Consider the following 23,464-nt stretch of genomic DNA (forward strand, 5'->3'; position numbering starts at 1 on the left):
GACCCGGGGTCGGATCCCTTTGCTCAAGGAAAGGGCTCTGACCCCATCTGCTTTCCCCCACGGTTCCCCCCGACCATGACCACCCTCCTGATTGCCGATGACCACCCGCTGTTCCGCGAAGCCCTGCGCGGCGCCGTGCAGCGGGTCATCCCGGGCGTGCAGCTGTTCGAGGCCGACAGCGTGGAAGCGCTGTACGCGCTGGCCGACCAGCACAACGACGCCGACCTGGTCCTGATGGATCTCAACATGCCCGGTGCGCAGGGTTTCAACGCACTGGTGCACATGCGCTCACTGCACCCCCAGCTGCCAGTGGTGGTGGTGTCCGCGCGCGAAGAGGCCACGGTGATGCGCCGCGCGCTCGACCACGGTGCGCTGGGCTTCATCCCGAAGTCTGCGGATTCGGACACCATCGGCCATGCGTTGGGCACCATCCTCGATGGCGAGACCTGGGCACCGCCGGAAGCGCACAACGTGCCGCCCACCGGCAGCGAAGAACGCGAAGTCGGCCAGCGCCTGCGCGAGCTGACCCCGCAGCAGTTCCGCGTCCTGCAGATGCTCGGCGCCGGCCGCTTGAACAAGCAGATCGCCTACGACCTCAACGTCTCCGAAGCGACGATCAAGGCCCACGTCACCGCCATCCTGCGCAAGCTCGGCGTGACCAACCGCACCCAGGCCGTGCTGATGGCCGGCAAGCTGGCGATCGACGACGACGCCATCGTGCTGCCGCCGGAAGAAGACTGAAGGTGACGGACTGCGGAGCCGAGCATGGGCTCGGCTCTACAGACGTCATGATGCCCCTGTAGAGCCGAGCCCACGCTCGGCTGCTCTTTGCCTCAATACCAATCACTCCTCAAGCAACCATCGACTCCACACATAGGGGTATTCCCCGATGCGCGTGGCCAGCCCAGCACGCACGGGATTGGCCGCGATGTACATCGCCTGCGTGCGCAGGCACTCATCGCCGCGCAGCGCATGATCGTAGTATCCCGGCTGCCAGATCGGCGCGTTCGCCTCAGTGCGCCTGCCGATGGAACGCCCGCTCCGTGATTTGAGGATCTGCATGCAGCCGGCGAGCGTGCCGGTACGGAGTTCGAACAGCCAGTGCAGATGATCCGGCATCACCACCCAGGCGAGGGAGGAGGTCCGCCCCGTCCGCTCTACGGTGCGCAGGGCTTCGATCAGCAGATCGACGTTGGCCTTGTCACTGAACCAGGGACGACGCGCATGCGTCACCGTGGTAAGTGCATAGACATTGCCGGTATGCGACCAACGACCATAACGGAGTGCGGGACTGGCCATGCGAAGAGGCTATGGCACGCATGCCAGTCTCTCCATCAGTGCAACACCGCAATGCTTGTCAGCCAACACCCTGATGTAGAGCCGAGCCCATGCTCGGCTGCCATGCAAAGCAGCCGAGCGTGGGCTCGGCTCTACAGGTTTCCCTGCTCACCCCACGCCGTGCAGGTGTTCGTACAGGATCGTCGCGCCGATGATCACCAGGATCACGCCACCGATGATCTCGGCACGCTTGCCGACCATGCTGCCCAGCACGCGGCCGAGCATGATGCCGGCGGTGACCATGGTCAGCGTGCACAGGCCGATGACCGCGGCCATCACGCCGATATGCACGTCCATGAAGGCCAGGCCGATGCCCACCGCCATCGCATCGATGCTGGTGGCGAAACCGGTCAACGCCAGCTTCCAGAAGCCGTGGTGCTGCGAGGGGTCTTCGTCTTCGTCAGCACTGTCCGGGCGCAGGCCGTTGTAGATCATGTGGATGCCCAGCGCGCCGAGCAGGCCGAACGCGATCCAGTGGTCGAAGGCTTCGACATACTGCAGGGCGGCGCGGCCGAGCAGCCAGCCGATGATGGGCGTGATCGCCTCGATGACGCCGAAGATGATGCCGGCACGCAAGGCATCGCGGAACACCGGCTTGCGCATGGCCGCGCCCTTGCCGATCGCGGCGGCAAAGGCATCGGTGGACATGGCAAAGCCGATCAGGAGGATCGAAATGGGGGACATGGACAGCGGCTGAGGTCGGGCTAGGACGGACGCACGGCCTGCGCTCGCGCCCAACCTGACATTGCGCGCGCGGGCCGCTGGTCTCGCCAACCATCATGGTTGTCCACGCCACGGCGCACTGGCCGAGTATGTTGACGTGGACGATTCCTGCGAAGGAATCCGGCTACTCCCCAAGGGGACGCGAAGCTTAGCATCGCGATCCACGCGTGGCGCATTTCCATCGAAACGCGCAGGCAGGGCTGGTTTGTATAGCGATGGCTATATCAGCACGTCGCTGCGCGCGGGCTCGGCTCTACAGAGGGCCCCCGCAACTGGATTTTTGTAGAGCCGAGCCAATGCTCGGCTGCTGTTCGGCCGGCCCACGGAACACCATGTCCCGCGCAGCAGCCGAGTGCGGACTCGGCTCTACATTGCCATCAGGCATCGCTGTTGCCGGCGTCGCGCAGCGCGCCGAGGAAGGCGCGCAGCGAGGCCGGCTTGATCGGCTTGGTCAGCACGCGGTAGCCACGCTCGCGTGCCATCCGCTTCAGTTCGTCGCGGCCATCGGCGGTCAGCAGCGCACCCGGCAGCGGATAGCCGGCCGCCTCGCGCAGCGCCACCAGCGCATCGAGGCCATCCATGCGATCGTGCAGGTGGTAGTCCACCAGCATCACCTGCGGACGCTCGGCAATCTTCTCCAGCGCCTGGTCGACGGTGGCGGCAGTGATCACCTGCACCTGCCAGCGGCCGAGCAGCGCGCGCATGCCGTCGAGGATTTCCTCGTCGTTGTCCACGCACAACACCCGCAGGCCCGCCAGCGAATCGCTGCGCACCGGTGCGGGCACGGCCTGCACCGGCGTGGCCAACTCGGTATACCCGGGTAGTGGCGCCACCCGCGGCAGGATGATCGAGAACATCGAGCCCTTGCCGACGCGGCTGCGTGCGTTCAACCGATGATCAAGCAGGCGCGAGATGCGCTGGCAGATCGACAGGCCCAGGCCCAACCCCTGCTCGCCCCAGTCGAACGGCTGCTGGTAGCGGTGGAACTCGTCGAAGATCTGCCGCATGTGGTGTTCGGGAATGCCCGGTCCGGTGTCCCACACCTGCAGTTCCACCTCGTCGCCGCGCTGGCGCACGGCCAGCACGATGCGCCCCTGGCGTGTGTAGCGCAGCGCATTGGCCAGGAAGTTCTGCAGTACGCGGCGCAGCAGGCGGCGGTCACTGCGCACCCAGGCCGGACGCGTGAACAGGTCCAGGCGCAGACCGCGACCCGCAGCGACCGGCGTGTACTGCGCCGCCAGCTCGCGCATCAACGCACTCACGTCGAATTCGCCGATCACCGGGTGCAGGCCACCAGCATCCAGCCGCGACACGTCCAGCAGGCCATCAAGCAGTTCTTCGGCCGCGCGCAGCGACGCGTCCACGCGCTCGGCCAGATGCTTCTGCTCGTCGCTCACGTGATCACTGTCGCGCAGTGCCGAAGCGAACAGGCGTGCTGCGTTCAGCGGCTGCAGCACGTCGTGGCTGATCGCCGCCAGGAAGCGCGTCTTCGACTGCTGCGCGACCTCGGCCTCATGCGAGCGCTCGGCCACGCGCTGTTCCAGCGTCTCGTTGGCTTCAAGCAGCGCCCTTTCAGCGTGCTTGTAGTCGGTGATGTCGTTGTAGCTGGTCACGTAGCCGCCGCCCGGCAGCGCCTGGCCGCGCATCTCGATCACCTTGCCGTCGCTGCGGGTGCGCTCGAACACGTGCGGCGAACCGGCGCGCATGTAACCGATGCGGCGGTTGATCTGCACTTCGATATCGCCCTCGCCCAGCTCGCCGCGCTCGGCGTTGTAGCGGATCAGGTCGGCCACCGGGCGGCCCACGTAGAGCATGCCGTCGGGGTAGCCGAACATGTCCTGGTAGCGGCGGTTCCATGCGGTCAGGCGCATGTCCGGATCGACCACGCTGACCCCGGCGCTGATGTTCTCCAGCGTGGTCGACAGGATCTCGCGGTTGAAGCGCAGTTCCTGCCCGGCTTCGTCCAGTACCGCCACCACTTCACCCAGGTCCATGCCCGAGCCACGCAGCAGGCTGGTCAGCAGCAGGCGTGCGGACGCCGCGCCGATCGACGCGGCCAGCAGGCGTTCGGTGAACTGCACCCACGGGCGGTCTGCAGGCGCGGAGGATTGCAGTTCACGGCCCAGTGACTGCGCCTGCTCGAAGAACGAACGCCGCGCATGGCGCTCGCCGACCACGCGCGAGGCCAGCGCCAGCAGGTCGCCCACATGCACGTGGCCGGGCCAGCCGCCGGCCACCGACGGGCGCTCGGCATACGGGTCGAGGAACGGTGCCGCACGCAGGCGCTCGTCGACGCCGGGCCGCCAGCGCGCGGACACCAGCATCATCGTCGCCGCATTGACCAGCAGCGACCAGAACGTGCCGTGGGTCAGCGGATCCCAGCCGGACATGCCGAACAGCTGCTGCGGACGCAGCCACTCGATGCCGAACGGGCCGTGCTGCACCCAGGCGGCGTCGACCCAGCCGGCCATGGTCATCGCCGGCAGCAGCAGGGTGTACAGCCAGGTGGCGAAGCCCAGCAGCATGCCCACTTCGACGCCGCGCCGGCTGGCACCGCGCCAGTACAGGCCGCCGATCAGGCCGGGCGCGAACTGCGCCACCGCTGCGAACGCCATCAGGCCGTACGAGGCCAGCGTGCTGTCGTTGCTGCTGGTGCGGTAGTAGCTGTAGGCCATCAGCGCCAGCAGCAGGATCGCCAGGCGGCGGATCCACAGCACGCGCGAGGCGACGTCGGCGGCTTCCTGGTGGTCACCGCTCCGACGCAGCAGCACCGGCATCACCAGGTCGTTGCTGACCATGGTCGCCAGCGCGATGGACGAGACGATGACCATGCCGGTGGCCGCCGAGAAGCCGCCCACGTAGGCGATCAGCGCCAGCGCATTGCGGCCTTCGGCCAACGGCAGCGCCAGCACCATCGAATCGTCGGCGACGCTGCCGCCGGTGCCGAACAGGGTGACGCCGGCGGTGGCGATCGGCAGCACCATGCCCGAGATCAGCACCAGGTAACCGCCGAACATCCAGCGCGCGCGGCGCACGTCGCGCACATCGCCGCACTCGACCACGGCCACGTGGAACTGGCGCGGCAGGCAGATGATGGCGAGGAAGCTGAGCAGGGTCTGCGAGATGAAGCCGACCGGCGGCAGGCCGGTGAACAGCGTATGCACCGACTCGACCACCGCGTCGGTGCGGTTGCTCAGCCACAGGTAGGCGAACACGCCCACCGCCAGCATCGCCAGCAGCTTGATCACCGATTCGAAGGCGATCGCCAGCATCATGCCGTGGTGGTGCTCGGTGGCATCGACCTGGCGGGTGCCGAACAGGGTGGCGAACAGCGCCATCAGCAGCGCCACGTACAGCGCCGGGTCGGTGAAGAAGCCGGTGGGGCCGGTGTTGCCGGTCAGTACCTGCAGGCTCATCGCCACCGCTTTGTACTGCAACGCCAGGTACGGAATGATGCCGATCAGCGCGATGATCGCCACCAGCGCCGCCAGCCGCCGCGAGCGACCGAAGCGCGAGGAGATGAAATCGGCGATGGAGACCACGTTCTGGCTGCGTGCGATCAGCGCCAGGCGCTCGATGATGCGCCAGCCGAACAACAGCAGCAGCAGCGGGCCGATGTAGATCGGCAGGTAGCCCACGCCATTGCGCACGGCGGTACCCACCGCGCCGTAGAACGTCCACGAGGAGCAGTACACGGCCAGCGCCAGGCTGTAGACCACCGGCCGCAGCCACGGCCGGTCGGGGTACATCGGCCGACGGTCGCCCCACCACGCCACGCCGAACAGCAGCGCGGCATAGGCAACCGAGACCAGCAGCAGGATCCAGCTGGAGACCACGCGTGCGTTTCCGTGGGAAGAACCCGCAGTGTAGGCCAGGCGTGGCCGGGGGTGCGGGCGCGTTGGGGGCAACCACCCCCACCCAGGTGGGGGCCTACGCGGTGCGGGCCACGACCGTGGGTCGTGGCCGGCTTCTTACTGGGCCGGCACGCCCATTTCCTTCAGCAGTTCCGGCGCCGGGTAGACCTTGGCCAGCAGCCAGCGCAGGTAGCGCATGTCCACGTGCACGGCGCGCTTGTAGCGCGGGTCGAACCACCAGCTGGCACTGACCGACTCCCAGTTGCTGTCGAAGTTCAGGCCGATCAGTTCGCCCTTCGCATTGAGCACCGGCGAGCCGGAGTTGCCGCCGGTGGTGTCCAGGTTGGTCAGGAAGTTGACCGTCTGGGTGTTCAGTGCCGGATCGGCGGTGCTGCCGAAGTCACCTTTGGCGATCGCGGCCAGCAGCGGCTTGGGTGCGTCGAACGGATAGGCGTTGGTGTTCTTCTCGACGATGCCGGCCACGGTGGTCACCGGCGAGTAGGTCACGCCGTCGCGCGGGTGCAGCGCCTCGACCTTGCCGTAGCTGATGCGCAGGGTGCGGTTGGCATCCGGGTACACGGCGCGGCCCTGCTTGGCACGCCAGGCGAACAGCGCCTGCATGTACGCCGGGCGCAGGCGCAGCTGCTCGCCTTCGCGGGTCTTGCTCTCGTTCTCGATGCGCAGCTGCGCGGCCACCAGCGGGCCGGCCACAGCGATCAGCGGATCGGCGGCCAGCGCCTTGCCTTCGCGTGCGGCGGCGAAGCGCGACAGGCGCTGCGCCTCGTCACCCAGCTGGGTGCCCGCATACAGGGTGTCCAGCGCCTTGGCCAGCTGCTGCGGGGTACGGCCGAAGGCGGCGTCGAACTCGGCCACGCGCTGCGCGTCCGGCAGCTGCTGGTAACGGGTCAGCAGGGTGGTCAGCAGGGCCTTCTCGACCTCCGGTGCGTAGCGGCGCTGGACCTGCTTGAGCACGCCTTCGATCATCGCCTGGTCGCGCTGCTGGTAACCGCTCTCGCGCTGCGCGTCCGGTTTGGCCGATTCGATGCGCAGGCGCTCCAGCAGCAGCGCCGAGCGCAGCAACTGGCTCTGTGCGGCCATCTGGTCCAGCAGCAGGTCACGCTCGCCCACCGCCGCGCCCTGTGACAGGTTGGCCAGCAGCGCCTTGATGTCGCCTTGGTACCTGCGATCGGTGGCGGCCAGCATGGCTGTCTCGTCGGCGGCACGCTGGGCCTTGGCATCGCTGCGCAGCAGGCCTTCCAGCTCACCGGCGGCGCGCTTGCGGTTGTTCTTCAGCGACTGCAGCTGCGAAGCGTAACGGGTACGTGCCTGCGCGTCCTTGGCGGTTGCCGCCTCGATGGTGTCGATCATCTGCTGGAACACCGAAACGCGGCGCGGCAGCACGGTGTCGATCTGGCCGGCGAATTCTGCCGCGGTACGGTGGCGGTAGGTGATGCCCGGATAACCGGCCAGCATCGCGTAGTCGCCCTCCTTCGGGCCCTCCACCGACATCTGCAGGTGTGCCGGCGCCTGGTAGGGCACGTTGTCCTTGCTGTAGGGCGCCGGCTTGCCGTCCTTGCCGACATAGGCGCGCAGCAGGGTGAAGTCGCCGGTGTGGCGCGGCCACATGAAATTGTCGATCTCATCGCCATAGTTGCCGATCGCACGCGGCGGCGCGTACACCAGGCGCACGTCGCTCAGTTCCAGCTGGGCGATGCGGTAGAAGTCGGTGCCGTAGTACATGTTGGCCACCGAGCAGCGCACGCTGCCATCCTTCTCGCACTCGGCCACGATCTGCTTGCTGGCCGCATCGACGGCATCGAAGTAGGCACGGCCGGTCTTGCCGCGGGCCTGCGCCAGCACCTGGTCGGTCACCTTGTCGAAGCCGACGGTGACCAGCACGCGGAAGTCCGGGTTGGCCGGGCGCTCGTCGGCACGGTCCCTGGCGATGAAGCCACCGTTGATCAGGTCGTGCTCTGGGGAGCTGTTGTACTGGATCACGCCCATCGCCACGTGGTGATTGGTCAGCAGCAGGCCGTCGCTGGACACGAACGAGCCGGTGCCGCCGCCCGCGCGCACCACCGCGCTCAGCGGCGGCGCGGTGACGTTGGCCAGGTCGGCCGGATTGCCCTTGAAGCCAGCGGCCTGCAGCGGCTTGTCCAGGTCCGGCAGCTGGGTCGGCATCCACATGCCTTCATCGGCGTGGGCACCAGCGGCAAGGGTCAGGCCCAGGGCCAGGGCGGTGGGAAGGGCTTTGCGTGGCGACATGAGGCAATCCGGTACGACAGAACAGCCCGGGACCATAGCCGCTGGGGCCGGATGGGGCAACGGCCAATGGTTGGGGACCTGACGGGGAGAGCCGAGCCCATGCTCGGCTGCTCTTCCTTCAACCCGCGCTGCGCGCAGAAGCCGAGCATGGCTCGGCTCTACAGGGATGCCACGGCGGGTTACTTCTCCCGCCGCCAGTTGATCGAACCACGGTTTTCCACCGTGCTCGATTCCACTTCCACATCAAACCCGCGGCGCAGCAGGTACTTCAGCGTGATCACCGAACCGGCGCCCACCAGCGACACGCCGTAACCCACGTAAAGCTTGGGCGAGATGTACTTGCCGACGCCGATCACCGAACCACCCAGCGCGCGCGACTGACTCACGCCTGCATCATCCAGGCCCAGCTTGGCACCCAGCTGCGAGGCGAGCAGGCCACTGCCAGCCGAGAGCGCCGCCGAGGCCGCGTTGACCTGCTGCGCCTGGTCGCTGCTGGCGCCGGTCAGGCTGCGTCCCAGCACCAGATAGGCCAGTGCCTCGGACTGCGACATCGCCGGATCGGACCACACGTCGGCACGCGGTTGCTGGGCACGCCCGGTCACGTCGATGCCGGCGGTGACATCACCGATGCGGCGCTCGGCGCGGATGTTGATGCGTGGGTCGGACACCGCGTTGTAGTTCCAGTTGAGGTTGCCGCGGGTGATGGTCAGGTCCTGACCATACGCCTTGTAGCGGCCGCTCACTTCCAGGCCGCCATTGGCGGTCATTTCGCGGCCGGGCTTGGCCCAGACCTGCATCTTGCCGGTCAGCGCGCCCTTCAGGCCGAAGCCGGTCATCTTGACCTTGTCGCCCAGGCTGACGGTCAGGTCCATGTCCAGCGGCGAGGTGCGCGACTCTTCCGGATCGGCCGGGTCGAGCACCACCACGTCTTCGGACACCGAGGTGCCGCGGTCCAGGCGTTCCAGGTCGATGTCGGCCTCGGGCACGTGCACGGTGCCGCGCAGCTCCATCGCCGCCTTGGCCAGGGTGAAGTCGAGGTTGGGGTTGGCGACGATGCGCAGTTCGCTGGTGTTGGACAGCAGCACGTTCTCGCCATGGATCTTCAGCTGCAGCGGCTGCGCATCGCCGAACCACGACAGGCCACCGTCCACGTACAGCGTGCCCTGGCCCGAGTTGGCCTGCGCGGTGATCTTTGCCGAACCATCGGGCTGGGCCACGAAGCTGCCCTTGCCCTGGTCGAAGGTCAGGCCGAGCGCCGGGAATTCACCCTTGAAGTTGCTCAGCTGTGCGTCGCCACCCAGCGACGGCTGGCCTCGCGTCCCGCGCAGGCTGACGTGGCCTTCGATCAGGCCGGTCGGTCGCACGATGTCCGGCGAGAACAGCTCCAGCCAGTACAGCCGCGACATGTTGAGGTAGAGCTCACCATTCAGCGGCGCACTGGCTTCCCAGCCGGTCTGCATCCTGGCGTCGACGAAGCCATTGCCCTGGAAGCCCATGCCCAGGTAGCCCTTGATGCTGGCCGGGGTCATGTCGAGCTTCAGCGAGAACTGGTCATAGCGCACCAGCTCGCCGCGGGTGGTATCGCCCACAGTGTTGCGGTTCTCGCCCAGGCGCACGCCGCCTTCCTTCGAGCGCACTTCCACATGGCCTTCCCAAGCGTTGCCGCGCGGGCGGATCTGCGCGTCCAGGCTGACATCGCCGCGAAGGTAGATGCGCCGGCCGGACTGCGGCGGCAACCACGGCTGCACCAGCGCCAGTGGCAGCGCGTCGCTGCGCACCACCAGGCCTTCGCGCGGCCAGTTGGCCTGTGCGCACAGCGCGCCGCTGCTGGCCGCGGCCAGGCAGGCTTCGGACAGCGTGTAGGTGCTGCCGTTGATCGCGAACGCCGCCGGTGCACGCAGCGCCCAGGCATCACCCTTCACCGGTGCGATGCGCAGCGACGCCAGCTCGCCACGCCACTGCGTGCCCTGCTGGCGCACGCTGCCCTGCAGCTCGACCGCACCCATCTCGTTGCGGGTCTGCGCAGCCAGGCGCAGGTTGGACACACTGCCCTGCGCGTCGATGTTCAGCCGCTCCAGCAGCATGCCCGCGTTGACCTGCTGGCCCTGCACCGCCAGCGTGCCGCTGTCGCCGCGCCACGGCAGGCGGCCCTTGATGCTCACGCTCTCGGCGCCGTAGCCATCCCAGTCGAGGTTGTTGCCGACCAGGTCGGCGGTGATGTCCGGCGCATCGCGCGGGCCCTTCACCTGTACCTGTCCACGCAGGCCGCCATCGGCGCCGGGCAGCAGATCGCTCAGCTGCAGCGGTTCGAAACGCGCGTCGATGTCGAGGCGGTCGCCGACCTTGCCCGACGCGGTCACCCGGCTGCTGCCCAGCGACAGCTTCAGGTCGCCCTGGCCCTGCGCGCCCTGCAGCGCGAACTTGCCCTGTGCGTCGAGATTGCGCTGGCGCAGGATGCCCTTCAGCGACGGCAGGTCGACGGTGGCTTCCAGCGTGCCGGCGGTGCCCGGCAGCGCGTTTGCTGGCGGCGGCAGCTGGCGGCCCTTGGAGGCCAGGTTGCCGGACAGGCGGCCGTTCCAGCCCGGCACGAAATAGCCGGGGTCGAAGTCCTTCAGCGTGGCCTTGGCGTCCCAGTCCAGCTGCGGCGCCCACGCCACCTGGCCTTCCACCTGCAGCTGCCCACCCGGCGTCTGCGCCTGCAGCTGGTGGATCGACGCGGCCTGGTCGTTGCCACGCACATCGAAGTGCAGCTGCGCCTTCTGCTTTTCGCGTTCGACCTCGGCGCGGCCGATCGCCGCCCAGGCCTTCAGGGTACCGGCCAGGCCGAAGCGTGCTTCCTTCAGAGTGACCGGCACCGGCGCGCTGCCGGCGGTGTTCGGATCAGGCGCCGGTACATAGGTCAGGTCACGCGCGACCACCGAGAAGTTGAGCTTCTGCTGGTCTTCCTGGCTGAAATCGGCGGTACCCTCCAGGCGGGCTTCGCCACCGAGACCCTTCAGCAGCAGCGGCGAAACCTTCAGCACCTGGTCCTGCAATGACACCACGGACGGTGCCAGTTCCAGTTCCTGCTCGCCCTGCTTCACCTTGCCACGCAGGGTGGCATTGCCGCCCTTGCCAGCAGCAGTGAAATCCAGCGACAACGGCGTGATCGCCGAGCTCGCCAATGCCGGCGACAGCAGCGCCAGATCCAGCTCGTCGCTGCGCACGCTGGCATTCCACGTCGGGTCGGTGCGGCCATCGAACACCAGCATCGCGTGCAGCGGCTTCGGTGCACGCCCGGCCACCGCCACTTCCATGTGCGACAGGTCACCGCGGGCGACCAGGCCAACGGTAGCGGCCGTGCGCCCACGCGGTGCCGGCAACACCGCCGTCACCGTCACGTCGGTGTCGTAGTCCTTGGCCGGGATGTAATGGCCTTGGGCAGTGAAGTTGCCCATGTCACTGTCGACCACCAGCTTGTGCGCCTGGAACTCGCCGTTGGCGATCTCGATGCCGCCGCGCACGCGGCTGATGTCGATCACCGGTTCGTTGGCCTGGCTGATGCGGAAGCCATCGATGGCGATGGCATCGGCCTGGATCGCCAGCGGCATCTCGATCTGCGGCAGGGAATCGGGCCAGGACGGCAGCTTGAACGGCTCATCGCTCTTGGCCAGGTTCAACGTCGCGTTGGTCAGCTCCAGCTTGTCCAGCAGCAGCTTGCGGCCCAGCAGCGGGCGCAGGTCTGGCTCCAGGTGCGCACGCTCGGCGTGGAAATGGATGTCGTCATAGCGGAAGTCGACGTTGTACAGGGTCAGCGGTCCGGCCACCGGACCCTCCACCTTGTCCCAGGTGAAGCTGGCACCCACCGGCAGCCGCGCCACCACCTGGGCCAGCAGTACGTCACGTCCGGCCACGGTCTGCAGCAGCCAGTACACCGCCAGCAGGGCCAGCAGCACCAGGCCGATCACGCCGGCGCCGGACCATGCCCAGAAGCGGCGACGGCGATAGAAACGCACGCGTGGCGGCGGGGTGTTCGGGGTCGGTGCGGGCGTGCTCACAGGTCCGCTCCGATGTTCAGGTACAGCTGGAACTGCGAATCCGGGTTGTTCAGGCCGTGCGCCACGTCGATGCGCACCGGGCCCACCGGCGATTTCCAGCGCACGCCGAAGCCGACGCCGGTATGCAGGTCGATGGTGTTGTCGAAGGCACTGCCGGTATCGACGAACACCGCCGCACCCCAGGGGCCACCGTTGAAGTAGTGCTCGTACTCGGCCGAGCCGATCACCAGGTTCTTGGCACCCAGCGCGTACTTGTCCGGCTTCGGCGTACGCGGGCCGACCTCACGGTAGGCGTAGCCGCGGATGCTGCGGTCACCACCGGCGAAATAGCGCAGGCTCGGCGGCATCGCCACCAGATCGCTGGTCCAGGTGGTGCCGCCCTCGCCGCGCAGGATCAGGCGATTGCTTTCACCCACCGGGATGTACCAGCGCAACACGGCATTGGCCTGCACGAAGCTGGTATCCGAGCCGGCGCCTTCCACGCCGGCACGCACCGTCGCCGCGCCGCTGATGCCCTTGCGCGGGAACATCTCGTCGTCGACGTTGACGTAGTCGGCAACCATCTGCGGGTACACCAGCGTCGAGGTGTTGTAGACGGCGTCGGTGAATTCGGTGCCGGAGGCATAGCGCCAGCGCTCGCGCAGCGCGTTGATCGAGGCGATCGCGGTCCAGTGCTCGTTGATCTCGCCGCTGCGGCTGGCGATCAGCTTGAAGTTGCGCAGGTCGATGTAGTCGGTCTGCTCGTCGTACGCGCTGGCGGCGAAGGTGTACCAGCCATCAAGCCAGTTGAAGGCCGGAATGCGGTAACTGGTGACCAGGCTCTTGCGCTTCTGCGCATAGTCCAGCTGCGTGTTCATCTTGTGGCCGCGGTTGTTCAGGAACCGCCGCTCGATGCCACCGCGCACACCCGGGCCGCTCTCGCTGCCGTAGCTCAGGCCTGCGGTGTAGATGGTGCGCTTGGCCCGGGTCAGCTTCACGTCCACCGGCACTTCGCCGTTTTCATCGGCCTGGTCCGGGCGCGGCTGGATGTCGATCACGCTGAAGTAGTCCAGCTTGGTCAGCGACTCGCGCAGCCGGTCCAGCTTGCCCTCGTGGTAGTAGCTGCCCTGGTCCCAGTACACCAGTGGATCGAACAGCTTGTCGACGAAGTAATCCTGCTCGAAGCGCACCGGGCCCATGTTGTAGCGGCGGCCGCTGTCCCAGGTCAGGTCGATGTCGGCGGCGTTGTCGGCGCGGGTGATCTGCACCTGGCGCTGGGTGTAGTCGGCATCGAAGTAGCCACGCTCGGCCAGGCGCCGGGTGATGGTGATCTTGCTGGCTTCGTACTGGGTGTGCTCGAAGCGCTGGCCCTTGCGCGGCTTGAAGGCGGCCAGGTCGTCCTGCAGGTACTGGTCGTACATCGCCGGGCCGGTGATGTCGATGTGCTCGCGGCGCACGGTCACCGGGGCGCCCTTGTCGACGTGGATCAGCACGCGCACGTGCTCGTCCTCACGCGGCGCCTCGACCTTGATCACCGGGTTGTAGTAGCCGAACGGCTCCAGCGCCTGGCGGGTCTGCCGCTCGGCCTGCGACAGCAGGTACTCCAGGCGCGATTCGCCCTGCTCCTTGCCGATCGTGTCGTACAGCGACAGCGATTCCTGGATGTTCTCGATGATTGCGGCGTCGTCGCCCTTGTCCAATCCCTTGATGTCCACCTTGTCGATGGTGCCGCGCGCATGGACCACGGAAGTGGCGGCCAGCGACAGGACCATCAGCGGCAGGGCGTATTTCTTTGGCTGCATGCGGCACAGCATACCGACCGGAGGTGACGATGCGAAATGCATCACGTCATTGCGGATCGGTTGTTAAGTGGCGGTCAAAATACACCGCAAAGTGTCGATTGTCGCAACCGACCAATCAGGATGCCGGCATCGTCCACGATGTCGGCAATGACCCCGATAGACAACGCCGGCGATGTTCCGGTAGTGCCGGCCGCTGGCCGGCACCCCACAGATCGGGGGCAATGCCGGCCAGCGGCCGGCACTACCGATACGGGCGTCAGCTCGACAGATGCTCGATCGCCGCCACCTTGCCCAGGCGCTCGCCCAGCATCGTCAGCAGCGCCAGGCGGTTGCCACGCAGTGCCGGATCTTCCGCGTTGACCATCACGCCATCGAAGAACGCGTCGACCTGCGGACGCAGGCGCGCCAGGCGTGCCAGCACCGCCACATAATCCTTCTGGTGCAGGCTGGCGCCGGTGTCATCGATGGCGGCGGTCACCGCTTCGGCCAGCGCGCGCTCGGCATCTTCCTGCAGCAGTGCCGCGTCGATCTGCGCCGGAATCTCGCCCTCGGCCTTGCGCAGGATGTTGCGGATGCGCTTGTTGGCCGCGGCCAGCGCCTCTGCCTCCGGCAACGCGGCGAAGGTGCCGATCGCATCCAGGCGGCGATCGAAGTCGTACAGCGAGGCCGGCTTCAACTCGGCCACCGCGTTGAAGTGCGTGGCCGGCACGCCCTTGTCGCCGTAGTAGCCCTTCAGGCGGTCGAGGATGAAGTCGTACAGCTCGCCGATATCGGCCTGCACGTTGCGCGCGGCCAGGCCGGCATTGGCGCTGGCCATCAGCGCGCGCAGGTCCAGTTCGAAGCCGCTTTCGATGATCGTGCGGGCCAGGCCCAGCGCATTGCGGCGCAGCGCGAACGGATCCTTGTTGCCGGTCGGCTTCAGGCCTGCAGCGAAACCACCGGCCAGCGTATCCACGCGTTCGGCGATGGCCAGCACCTTGCCCAGCGGCGACAGCGCGATGTCGTCACCACCGAAGCGTGGCTGGTAGGCCTCGTCGATGGCCAGTGCTACGTCGGCCGATTCACCACCGGCGACGGCGTAGTGGCGGCCGGCGATGCCCTGCAATTCCGGGAATTCGTTGACCATGCGCGACTGCAGGTCGTTCTTGGCCAGCTCGGCAGCCCGCCTGGCCTGCGCCGGATCGGCACCGACCTGGGCTGCGATCACTTCGGCCAGTGCGGCCACGCGCGCCACCTTGTCGGCCACGCTGCCCAGCTTGGCCTGGTAGGTCACCGTCTTCAGGCCGTCGCCCATCGACACCAGGCCCTGCTTCAGGTCCTCGTCGAAGAAGAACTTGGCATCGGCGAAGCGCGGGCGGATCACCCGCTCGTAGCCCTTGGCCACTTCGGCCACGTCCTTCGATTCGATGTTGGCAATGCCGATGAACTTCTCGGTCAGCGTGCCGGCGGCATCCAGCACCGGGAAGAACTTCTGGTTGATCTCCATCGTTTCGATCAGTGCTTCCTGCGGCACTGCCAGGAAGGCGCGTTCGAAGCTGCACAGCACCGCCGACGGCCATTCGACCAGGTTCACCACCTGCTCCAGGTTGTCTTCAGTGATGCGGGCGCTGCCACCGGCCCCGGCTGCAGCGGCCTCGACCTCGGTGACGATGCGCGCGCGGCGCTCGCTCGGGTCGACCAGCACGAACGCGGCGCGCAGCGCTTCAACGTAGTCCTGCGGCTGCGCCAGCGACACGACCTGGTCGTGGTGGAAACGATGGCCACGGCTGGCGCGGCCGGCCTGCAGGCCGAACAGTTCGGCCTCGACCACGTTGGCGCCGTGCAGCAGCACCAGCCAATGCGCCGGGCGGGCGAAGCCCCAGGCGTGGTCGCCCCAGCGCATCGGCTTGGGAATCGGCATCGCCGCGATCGCCTCGCGCAGGATGTCCGGCAACAGGCTGGCGGTGCTCGCGCCCGGGGTCACCGCGCGGTGCACGAAGCGCTCACCCTTGTTGTCGGTGGTCTTCTCCAGCGCAGTCCAGTCGATCCCGGCCTTGGCGGCGAAGCCCTGCAGGGCCTTGGTCGGCTGGCCTTCGGCATCCAGCGCGATGTTCAGGTACGGGCCCAGCACTTCGCTGTGCTGTTCCGGCTGTTCCAGGCCGACGCCCGGCAGCAGCACGGCCAGCCGGCGCGGGGTCGACAGCGGGCGGGCATCGCCCAGCTCCAGCGCGACGCCACGCTTGCGCAGGCCTTCGACAACACCGTCGAAGAACGCCTGGGCCAGGCCCGGCAGCGCCTTGACCGGCAGCTCCTCGGTGCCCAGTTCGATCAGCAGGGGGGACAATTGGCTCATCGGTTCGATCCTGTGGTGGGGGCGCAGCGCGCAACGCGTCCGGCGCCCCGGGTAGTTGATGAAAAGCGCGACGGTGCAGGAAGGCGGTCAGGCCTTCTTCGCACCCGGGAAGCCCAGCTTCTCGCGCTGCTCGTAATACGCCTTGGCCACCGCCTGGGCCAGCGCGCGCACGCGCAGGATGTAGCGCTGGCGCTCGGTCACGCTGATCGCGCGGCGCGCATCGAGCAGGTTGAAGGTGTGGCTGGCCTTCATCACCTGCTCGTAGGCCGGCAGCGGCAGGCCCACTTCCACCAGCTTCTGCGCTTCACGCTCGCAGGCATCGAAGCGGTGGAACATTTCGTCCACGTCGGCGTATTCGAAGTTGTAGGTGCTCTGCTCCACCTCGTTCTGGTGGTAGACGTCGCCGTAGGTCACCGGCTGGCCGTCCGGGCCGTAGGTCCAGACCAGGTCATAGACGTTGTCGCAGTTCTGCAGGTACATGCACAGGCGCTCGAGACCATAGGTGATCTCGCCCAGCACCGGGCGGCATTCCAGGCCACCGGCCTGCTGGAAGTAGGTGAACTGGGTCACTTCCATGCCGTTGAGCCAGACTTCCCAGCCCAGGCCCCACGCGCCCAGCGTCGGCGATTCCCAGTTGTCCTCGACGAAGCGCAGGTCGTGCACCAGCGGATCGATGCCCAGTGCCTTCAGCGAATCCAGGTACAGCTGCTGGATGTTGTCCGGCGCCGGCTTCATCGCCACCTGGTACTGGTAGTAGCGCTGCAGGCGGTTCGGGTTCTCACCGTAACGGCCATCGGTCGGGCGCCGCGACGGCTGCACGTAGGCCGCATTCCAGCTTTCCGGACCGATCGCACGCAGGAAGGTGGCCGGGTGGAAGGTACCGGCGCCCACCTCCAGGTCGAGCGGCTGGATGAGCACGCAGCCCTGCTGGGCCCAGAACTGGTTCAGGGTCTGGATCAGGCCCTGGAAGGTGATCGGAACGGTCGGGGTCGCGGACATGCGTACGAGTCTTGGCCGGCAAGGGGGTGCGCTAGTATAACGGCCGACCTGCGGGGCATTCCGTACCCGGGAGGAGCAGGCAGATGGAACATCGGCTGCCGGCAGGCACGCCCGGCGAGGCGGGCGGCGTCCCGCTGCCCTGGGGACGGCTGCATTTCGAGCAGATTGCCGCGGCTCTGGTCGCCGATGACCTGGTGGCCGAGCAGGACCGCGAGCGCATGCGGTTTTCCGCACAGGGCGCGCGCAATGCCAGTGAAGTGCACCCGCTGGTGCTGCTGTCCAACCTCAAGCTGGCCACCCGCGACGGCGGCGAACTGACCCTGGAACGCCTGACCGAATGGCTGGCCCAACGCACCGGCAGCCGCTACCTGCGCATCGATCCGACCCGGGTCGACGTCGCTGCGGTCACCGCGCTGGTCTCCCACGCCTATGCCCGTCGCCACCGCTTCCTGCCGCTGGCAGTGGATGCCGAACGGGTACTGGTGGCCACCAGCGAGCCGCTGGTGCAGGAATGGCGCCGCGACCTGCAGCACCTGACCCGCCGCCGCATCGAGCTGGCGGTGGTCAATCCGCTCGACCTGCACCGCTACACCATGGAGTTCTACGGGGTGACCCGTTCGGTGCGTGGCGCGCGCGGCGACGTCCGCGGCGAGGCCAACACCACCTTGCCCAGCTTCGAGCAGCTGGTCGAGCTGGGCCGCACCGGCGACGTCAATGCCGACGACCAGCACATCGTGCACATCGTCGACTGGCTGCTGCAGTACGCCTATGAGCAGCGCGCCTCGGACATCCACCTGGAACCGCGCCGCGAGATGGGACGCATGCGCTTCCGCATCGACGGCGTGCTGCACAAGGTGTTCGAGGTGCCGCCGGCGGTGATGACCGCGGTGGTCAGCCGCATCAAGGTACTCGGCCGAATGGACCTGGCCGAGCGCCGGCGCCCGCAGGACGGCCGCATCAAGACCCGCTCGCCGGGTGGCCGCGAGGTCGAGATGCGCCTGTCGACCATGCCCACCGCGTTCGGCGAGAAGTGCGTGATGCGCATCTTCGACCCCGATGCCGCCTTCAAGAGCATCGACCAGCTCGGTTTCAGCCCGCAGGAGGCCGCTGGCTGGAATGCCCTGGTCGAGCGCCCGCACGGCATCGTGCTGGTCACCGGCCCGACCGGCTCGGGCAAGACCACCACCCTGTATTCCACGCTGAAGCGGCTGGCCACGCCGGACGTGAACGTGTGCACGGTGGAGGACCCGATCGAGATGATCGCCCCCGAGTTCAACCAGATGCAGGTGCAGGCCAACATCGACCTGGACTTCGCCAGCGGCGTGCGCACCCTGCTGCGGCAGGACCCGGACATCATCATGATCGGCGAGATCCGCGATCTGGAGACCGCGCAGATGGCGGTGCAGGCGTCGCTGACCGGCCATCTGGTGCTGTCCACCCTGCACACCAACGATGCACCGTCGGCGGTCACCCGCCTGCTCGACCTGGGCGTGCCGCACTACCTGCTGGCCAGCACCCTCAACGGCATCCTCGCCCAGCGCCTGGTGCGTACCCTGTGCCCGCACTGCAAGCAGCCGCACACCCTTGCTGCTGCCGACTGGGCGGTGCTCGCTGATAGCCAGGCTGCATATCCAGATGCCGCCACGCCCTGTCGTCCGGTCGGTTGCCTGGAGTGCCGGCGCACCGGATTCCTCGGCCGCATCGGCCTGTATGAGTTGCTGCCATTGGGCTCGCGGCTGCGCGGGCAGATCCGCGCCGACATGGATCTGGCCGGTTTCACCCGTGCCGCGCGCGCTGAAGGGCTGCGAACCCTGCGCCAGGCCGGGCTTGAAAAGGTGGCGCAGGGGCTGACTACAATCGAGGAAGTCCTGTCAGTGCTGCCGCCCCCGGATGAACCCAGCCCCCTTCCTGATCCTTGAAACCGGCCGCCCGGTACCGTCGCTGCGCCGCTACGGGCGCTTTCCGCACTGGATCCGCGTCGCCGCCGGGCTGGAAGAGCACGAGACGGTGGTGGTCGATGTCGAACACGGTGGCGCCCTGCCCGATCCGCACGGTTTTGCCGGCGTACTGGTGACCGGCTCGGCCGCCTTCGTTACTGACCACGCCGACTGGAGCGAGCGCAGCGCGGCGTGGCTGCGCCAGACCGTCCACGCCGGCCTGCCGGTGTTCGGCATCTGCTACGGCCACCAGCTGCTGGCGCATGCGCTGGGCGGTGAGGTGGCCTACAACCCGGCCGGGCGCGAGTCCGGCACGATCGAGCTGGAGCTGCAGCCACAGGCGGCACAGGATCCGCTGTTCCAGGGCCTGCCGCAGCACTTTGCCGCCCACGCCACCCACCTGCAGACCGTGCTGCGCGCGCCCGACGGTGCCGAGGTGCTGGCACGCTCGCCGCTGGATGGCTGCCACGCGTTCCGCTGGGGGCGCCAGGCCTGGGGCGTGCAGTTCCACCCCGAATTCGCCACCCACCACATGCGCGGCTACGTGCGCGCCCGCGCCGACTGCATCGGCCGCCACGGCGGCTGTGCGCGCAGCATCGAGCGCGCAGTCAGCGCCGCACCGCTGGCCCGCCAGCTGCTGCGCCGCTTCGTCCGACAGGCGCGGCTGTCTTCAGCCCAGCCGGCGGCAAAACAGGGATAATCAGCGGCACGGGCAACCGCCCGTCCCCTCCTGTCCTTCCCGGATGTCCATGAAAGAGATTCGCAAGCTGCCGGCCTCGGCGGGCGCCCAGTGGTTGCTGGATACGTTCTCGCTGTATCGGCGTGCGCCGCTGCAGCTGGCCAGGATCGGCCTGGCCTGGCTGCTGGTGAGCTGGGTGGTCACCCTGTTGTCGACGCTGATTCCCGGCGCCGCCGGCATGGCCGTGCAGCTGATGACCCTGGCCATCTCGCCGATCATGTTCGGCGGCATGCTCTACGCCGTGGGTGAGATCGACGAAGGCCGCCCGGGCCTGTCCTCGCACCTGCTGCAGCCGATCCGCGACCACCGTGTCAGCCACCTGCTGGTGCCGCTGGCGATCCAGGTGCTGGCGGTGCTGCTGCTGGGCGCGTTGCTGTTCATGATGATCGGCCGCGAAGGCTTCACCGCCTTCAGCGAGGTCATGACCAAGATGGAAGAGATCAGCCGCAGTGGCCAGCAGATCAAGCCGGACGATGCCGCGGCGCTGGTCGCCAACCTGCCGGCCAAGCGCATCGCACTGTGGATGCTGCTGGTGTTCCTGAGCGCGGTGGCGCTCTCGCTGGCGATGTTCACCCAGCCGGCGCTGGTGGTGTTCGACAAGCAGAGCGGCATGCACGCGCTGCGCCTGAGCCTGCAGGGCTGCATCGAGAACATCGGCGCGATGATCGTGTTCGCCGTGCTCGGCCTGATCGCCGCGTTCTGCATCTACATCCTGTTCGTGATCGTGATCCAGATCGCGATGCTGATCGGAGGCCCGCTGGCCGCCGCCTTCATCGCCCAGCTGGTGCTGACCACGGTGCTGATGCCGCTGTATGTCGGCGCGGTCTACGCCGCGTGGAAGCAGATGTTCGTGCACCGTGGCAGCCGCGCAGCACCGCCGGTCCCGACCACCCCGGCCTCAAGCGACATCTTCCACGCCTGACGAAAAAGGGGACGGAGGGGATTAAGTCGTTTGTGCCACTGTGCCGATAACGACTTAATCCCCTCCGTCCCCTTTTTTAGGCGGCGGGTTTCTTCACCGCCGACGATGGCACCAGCCAGCGTGCGGCGTGGATGCCCAGCTCGTAGAGCAGGCACATCGGGATCGCCAGCATCAGCTGCGAAACCACGTCCGGCGGGGTCAGCACCGCCGCCAGCACGAAGATGCCGACGATCGCGTAACCACGTCCTTCCTTGAACTGCTGCGGCGTCACCCAGCCCAGCAGGACCAGGATCACCATCGCCACCGGCAGTTCGAAACTGCCACCGAAGGCGAAGAAGATCGCCAGCACGAAATCCAGGTAGGCATTCGCATCCGGGGTGATCGCGATCACGTCCGGGCTGAAGGTGGTCAGGAAATGGAACACCGCCGGCAGCACCAGGAAGTAGGCGAAGGCACAGCCGGTGTAGAACAGCAGTACCGAAGACACCAGCAGCGGCACCGCCAGGCGCTTCTCACGCGCGTAAAGCCCCGGGGCGACGAAGGCCCACAGCTGGTACAGCAGCCACGGCACCGCCACGAACAGGGCCACGAAGAAGGTCAGCTTCAATGGCGCGAAGAAGGCACCGGCCGGATTGGTCGCGATCATCGTCTGCCCGTTGGGCAGCTGCGAGACCAGCGGTTCGGCCAGCGCGTTGTACAGCTTCTGGGTAAATGGCAGCAGCGCCAGCAGCACCACGCCCAGGCCCAGCAATGCGCGCACCAGGCGGCCGCGCAGCTCCACCAGATGTTCGACCAGCGAGCTTTCGCCGAAATCCTGTTCACTCATGGCTGGCGCTCCGGGCTGCTCTGCGGCGGCGGCGCACCGGCTTCAGGGGGTGTCGCCGGCGTCGGCTCGGGAGCAACGCTCTCCTGTGCCGGCGCATCGGCATCGGGCGCAGCGCTCATATGCGGCGGCAGATCCGCAGGCGCCGGTGCGCGAACCTCCTGCGCCAGCGTATCGCCCTGCTGCTGCGCCTGTTGCGCTTCGCGACGGATCGCTTCACCGCTGGCGCGCAGCTGGTTCTCGGTGTCCTGCATGCCTTGGCGCACGTCCTGCATCTGCCGCTTGATGTCCTCGGCCTGCAGTTCGCGCTCCAGTTCCTGTTTCACCGAATCCCACTGATTGCGGGCACGGCGCACCCACAGGCCGGCGAAGCGGGCCGCCTTGGGCAGGCGCTCGGGACCGAGCACCACCAGGGCGACCACCGCGATCACCAGCAGTTCGCTGAAGCCGATATCGAACACCGCAACCGCTCCGGATCAGCGAGCGTTACGGTCGTGCTCGTCCTGCGCGGTGCGCGAGGCGTCCTGGCTACGCGACTCATCGCCCAGCTGCGCGTTCGGCTTGTCTTCGTCGCGCATGCCCTTCTTGAATTCCTTGACCGCCGAGCCGAGGTCCTTGGCGCCACTGGTCAGGCGCTTGGTGCCGAACACCAGCAGGACGATGGCCAGCACGACCAACCAATGCCAGATGCTGAAACTGCCCATAAAGACGCTCGTTACGTTAGTGATCAGGCTGTCGAGCATAGCGCACCGGGTGTCAGCCGGCGCGCGTGACGAAAGTCAGTTTCCGCCCAGCGTTTCCGTGCGGATTTCGCCGTCGTTGACCGGCTGGAAGCCCTGCTGCTGCGGCGGCGGGTTCTGCGGCACGTTCTGCAGCGGCGCGGTGGTGGCTTCGGTTGGGGCGGCCGGCGCGGCCTGAACAGGCGCCGGCGCAACCGCCGGGGTCGCCGCCGGACGCGGTGCACTGCCACCGTTGCCGTTGCGGTTGTTGCGGGCGGCGTAGGTGGCCTCTTCCAGACGATCACGGAAGGCGACCACGTCCATCGACGGCGCACCGGCGGCGCGACCTTCGAAGATCATGCGCGGCGTGGTGTTGCTGCCGTAGGCGTCAAGGTTGGCGGCATCGTCGATCTGCAGCACCGCACCATCCAGCGCGACGCCCGCGAACAGCCCACGGGCACGCGACCAGGACCAGATCTCGGCCTTCAGCTGGCCGTCGGTGGCGGCGGCGGCATTGCGGCCGACCGGACCGGCGGCAACGCCGGCATCGGCGCCGAGCGTGAACTTGCCGTTGACCAGATTGTCCAGGCTGCGGTCGTTGCGGAACACCAGCACCACATCCGAAGATTGCACGCCGGCCTGGAAGCCGATGCTGCCACCGGTGAGCTTCACGAACACCGGGTTGGACCATGCGCCATTGGGCATGCGCACCGACATCAGGCCGTGGCCACGGCGACCGCCAATGACTAGACCGGCCTTGATCGTGTCGGGAATGACGATGACCGCGCGGCCTTCGTCGAGCAATTTATCCGGAATGCCCTGTTCAGGAATTTCCTGGATTTCAGCCAGCACGCGCACGGCGTTGCGGGCGCGCTGGTCTTCCTGCGGTCCGGCCATGGCCTGGCTGGACAGCAGGCTGGCGGCGATCAGCAGGGCTTGGATCGGGCGACGCATGGCAGGCTCCAGAAGTCAGTCCATAGGAAGATATAGCAAGT

General features: G+C 67.5%; 16 protein-coding genes and 1 riboswitch. Of the genes, 4 read left to right on the forward strand and 12 right to left on the reverse strand.

The features are described 5' to 3' along the window. Nucleotides 1–75: 75 nt before the first annotated feature. Nucleotides 76–741: a response regulator transcription factor gene (locus ACUDTM_RS12260; protein ID WP_005420420.1), complete on the forward strand. Its 666-nt coding sequence runs from the start codon at nucleotides 76–78 to the stop codon at nucleotides 739–741. A 102-nt stretch (nucleotides 742–843) separates the two neighbouring features. Here the strand turns inward: ACUDTM_RS12260 and ACUDTM_RS12265 are convergent, their stop codons facing one another. From ACUDTM_RS12265 to glyQ, 8 genes are all read right to left on the reverse strand, one after another. Then, entirely contained in the window at nucleotides 844–1,299 is a 456-nt protein-coding gene (locus ACUDTM_RS12265; RefSeq protein ID WP_252744795.1) for an REP-associated tyrosine transposase, read from the reverse strand. Nucleotides 1,300–1,446: 147 nt separating this feature from the next. Next, a complete protein-coding gene (locus ACUDTM_RS12270) occupies nucleotides 1,447–2,022 on the reverse strand; it encodes a manganese efflux pump MntP (RefSeq protein ID WP_049449888.1) in 576 nt (191 codons plus the stop codon). Nucleotides 2,023–2,110: 88 nt separating this feature from the next. Next, nucleotides 2,111–2,200, reverse strand: a riboswitch (yybP-ykoY riboswitch). Between the two features lie 238 nt (nucleotides 2,201–2,438). Beyond that, a complete protein-coding gene (locus ACUDTM_RS12275) occupies nucleotides 2,439–5,897 on the reverse strand; it encodes a hybrid sensor histidine kinase/response regulator (protein WP_072168862.1) in 3,459 nt (1,152 codons plus the stop codon). Between the two features lie 135 nt (nucleotides 5,898–6,032). Beyond that, on the reverse strand, nucleotides 6,033–8,180 hold the full coding sequence (locus tag ACUDTM_RS12280) for a S46 family peptidase (RefSeq protein WP_353080493.1): 2,148 nt from the start codon (nucleotides 8,178–8,180) through the stop codon (nucleotides 6,033–6,035). A gap of 179 nt (nucleotides 8,181–8,359) precedes the next feature. Then, on the reverse strand, nucleotides 8,360–12,217 hold the full coding sequence (locus tag ACUDTM_RS12285) for a translocation/assembly module TamB domain-containing protein (protein ID WP_334271661.1): 3,858 nt from the start codon (nucleotides 12,215–12,217) through the stop codon (nucleotides 8,360–8,362). Beyond that, nucleotides 12,214–14,010, reverse strand: a complete 1,797-nt coding sequence (locus ACUDTM_RS12290) for an autotransporter assembly complex protein TamA (protein WP_032954656.1) — start codon at nucleotides 14,008–14,010, stop codon at nucleotides 12,214–12,216. The genes ACUDTM_RS12285 and ACUDTM_RS12290 overlap by 4 nt, the downstream gene beginning before the upstream one ends. A gap of 244 nt (nucleotides 14,011–14,254) precedes the next feature. Then, on the reverse strand, nucleotides 14,255–16,330 hold the full coding sequence (glyS, locus tag ACUDTM_RS12295) for a glycine--tRNA ligase subunit beta (RefSeq protein WP_088496642.1): 2,076 nt from the start codon (nucleotides 16,328–16,330) through the stop codon (nucleotides 14,255–14,257). Nucleotides 16,331–16,417: 87 nt separating this feature from the next. Then, complete coding sequence (glyQ, locus tag ACUDTM_RS12300; protein WP_049412007.1) at nucleotides 16,418–17,329, reverse strand: glycine--tRNA ligase subunit alpha; 912 nt, start codon at nucleotides 17,327–17,329, stop codon at nucleotides 16,418–16,420. An 83-nt stretch (nucleotides 17,330–17,412) separates the two neighbouring features. On the opposite strand from glyQ, the gene ACUDTM_RS12305 reads away from it, so the two are divergent. The 3 genes from ACUDTM_RS12305 to ACUDTM_RS12315 are packed head-to-tail and all read left to right on the forward strand — an operon-like array spanning nucleotide 17,413 to nucleotide 20,927. Further along, nucleotides 17,413–19,248, forward strand: a complete 1,836-nt coding sequence (locus ACUDTM_RS12305) for a GspE/PulE family protein (protein ID WP_111008389.1) — start codon at nucleotides 17,413–17,415, stop codon at nucleotides 19,246–19,248. Further along, nucleotides 19,220–19,966: a glutamine amidotransferase gene (locus ACUDTM_RS12310; protein ID WP_072168856.1), complete on the forward strand. Its 747-nt coding sequence runs from the start codon at nucleotides 19,220–19,222 to the stop codon at nucleotides 19,964–19,966. Before ACUDTM_RS12305 ends, ACUDTM_RS12310 begins: the two co-directional genes overlap by 29 nt. Nucleotides 19,967–20,015: 49 nt before the next feature. Further along, complete coding sequence (locus ACUDTM_RS12315) at nucleotides 20,016–20,927, forward strand: BPSS1780 family membrane protein (RefSeq protein ID WP_072168855.1); 912 nt, start codon at nucleotides 20,016–20,018, stop codon at nucleotides 20,925–20,927. A 76-nt stretch (nucleotides 20,928–21,003) separates the two neighbouring features. Here ACUDTM_RS12315 and tatC read toward each other — a convergent pair whose 3' ends face one another. The 4 genes from tatC to ACUDTM_RS12335 form a co-directional block, all read right to left on the reverse strand. Further along, nucleotides 21,004–21,753 (reverse strand): twin-arginine translocase subunit TatC, encoded by a 750-nt coding sequence (gene tatC, locus ACUDTM_RS12320; RefSeq protein WP_005420449.1) that lies wholly within the window; start codon nucleotides 21,751–21,753, stop codon nucleotides 21,004–21,006. Further along, a complete protein-coding gene (gene tatB / locus ACUDTM_RS12325) occupies nucleotides 21,750–22,211 on the reverse strand; it encodes a Sec-independent protein translocase protein TatB (protein WP_072168854.1) in 462 nt (153 codons plus the stop codon). Before tatB ends, tatC begins: the two co-directional genes overlap by 4 nt. A 15-nt stretch (nucleotides 22,212–22,226) precedes the next feature. Then, nucleotides 22,227–22,454, reverse strand: coding sequence for a Sec-independent protein translocase subunit TatA (gene tatA, locus ACUDTM_RS12330; RefSeq protein ID WP_005420453.1), 228 nt, complete (start codon nucleotides 22,452–22,454; stop codon nucleotides 22,227–22,229). Between the two features lie 75 nt (nucleotides 22,455–22,529). Continuing rightward, nucleotides 22,530–23,423: a lipid-binding SYLF domain-containing protein gene (locus tag ACUDTM_RS12335; protein ID WP_061480672.1), complete on the reverse strand. Its 894-nt coding sequence runs from the start codon at nucleotides 23,421–23,423 to the stop codon at nucleotides 22,530–22,532. Nucleotides 23,424–23,464: the final 41 nt, after the last annotated feature.

This window comes from Stenotrophomonas maltophilia group sp. vghtpe118 (assembly GCF_052605195.1).

What these genes read in the sequence shown, in the direction of transcription:
- ACUDTM_RS12265 (WP_252744795.1), bottom strand. Translation starts at nt 1,299, where the DNA reads ATGGCCAGTCCCGCACTCCGTTATGGTCGTTGGTCGCATACCGGCAAT.
- ACUDTM_RS12305 (WP_111008389.1), top strand. Translation starts at nt 17,413, where the DNA reads ATGGAACATCGGCTGCCGGCAGGCACGCCCGGCGAGGCGGGCGGCGTC.
- ACUDTM_RS12335 (WP_061480672.1), bottom strand. Translation starts at nt 23,423, where the DNA reads ATGCGTCGCCCGATCCAAGCCCTGCTGATCGCCGCCAGCCTGCTGTCC.
- tatC (WP_005420449.1), bottom strand. Translation starts at nt 21,753, where the DNA reads ATGAGTGAACAGGATTTCGGCGAAAGCTCGCTGGTCGAACATCTGGTG.
- ACUDTM_RS12280 (WP_353080493.1), bottom strand. Translation starts at nt 8,180, where the DNA reads ATGTCGCCACGCAAAGCCCTTCCCACCGCCCTGGCCCTGGGCCTGACC.
- ACUDTM_RS12270 (WP_049449888.1), bottom strand. Translation starts at nt 2,022, where the DNA reads ATGTCCCCCATTTCGATCCTCCTGATCGGCTTTGCCATGTCCACCGAT.
- ACUDTM_RS12310 (WP_072168856.1), top strand. Translation starts at nt 19,220, where the DNA reads ATGAACCCAGCCCCCTTCCTGATCCTTGAAACCGGCCGCCCGGTACCG.
- ACUDTM_RS12290 (WP_032954656.1), bottom strand. Translation starts at nt 14,010, where the DNA reads ATGCTGTGCCGCATGCAGCCAAAGAAATACGCCCTGCCGCTGATGGTC.
- glyS (WP_088496642.1), bottom strand. Translation starts at nt 16,330, where the DNA reads ATGAGCCAATTGTCCCCCCTGCTGATCGAACTGGGCACCGAGGAGCTG.
- ACUDTM_RS12315 (WP_072168855.1), top strand. Translation starts at nt 20,016, where the DNA reads ATGAAAGAGATTCGCAAGCTGCCGGCCTCGGCGGGCGCCCAGTGGTTG.
- ACUDTM_RS12260 (WP_005420420.1), top strand. Translation starts at nt 76, where the DNA reads ATGACCACCCTCCTGATTGCCGATGACCACCCGCTGTTCCGCGAAGCC.
- glyQ (WP_049412007.1), bottom strand. Translation starts at nt 17,329, where the DNA reads ATGTCCGCGACCCCGACCGTTCCGATCACCTTCCAGGGCCTGATCCAG.
- tatA (WP_005420453.1), bottom strand. Translation starts at nt 22,454, where the DNA reads ATGGGCAGTTTCAGCATCTGGCATTGGTTGGTCGTGCTGGCCATCGTC.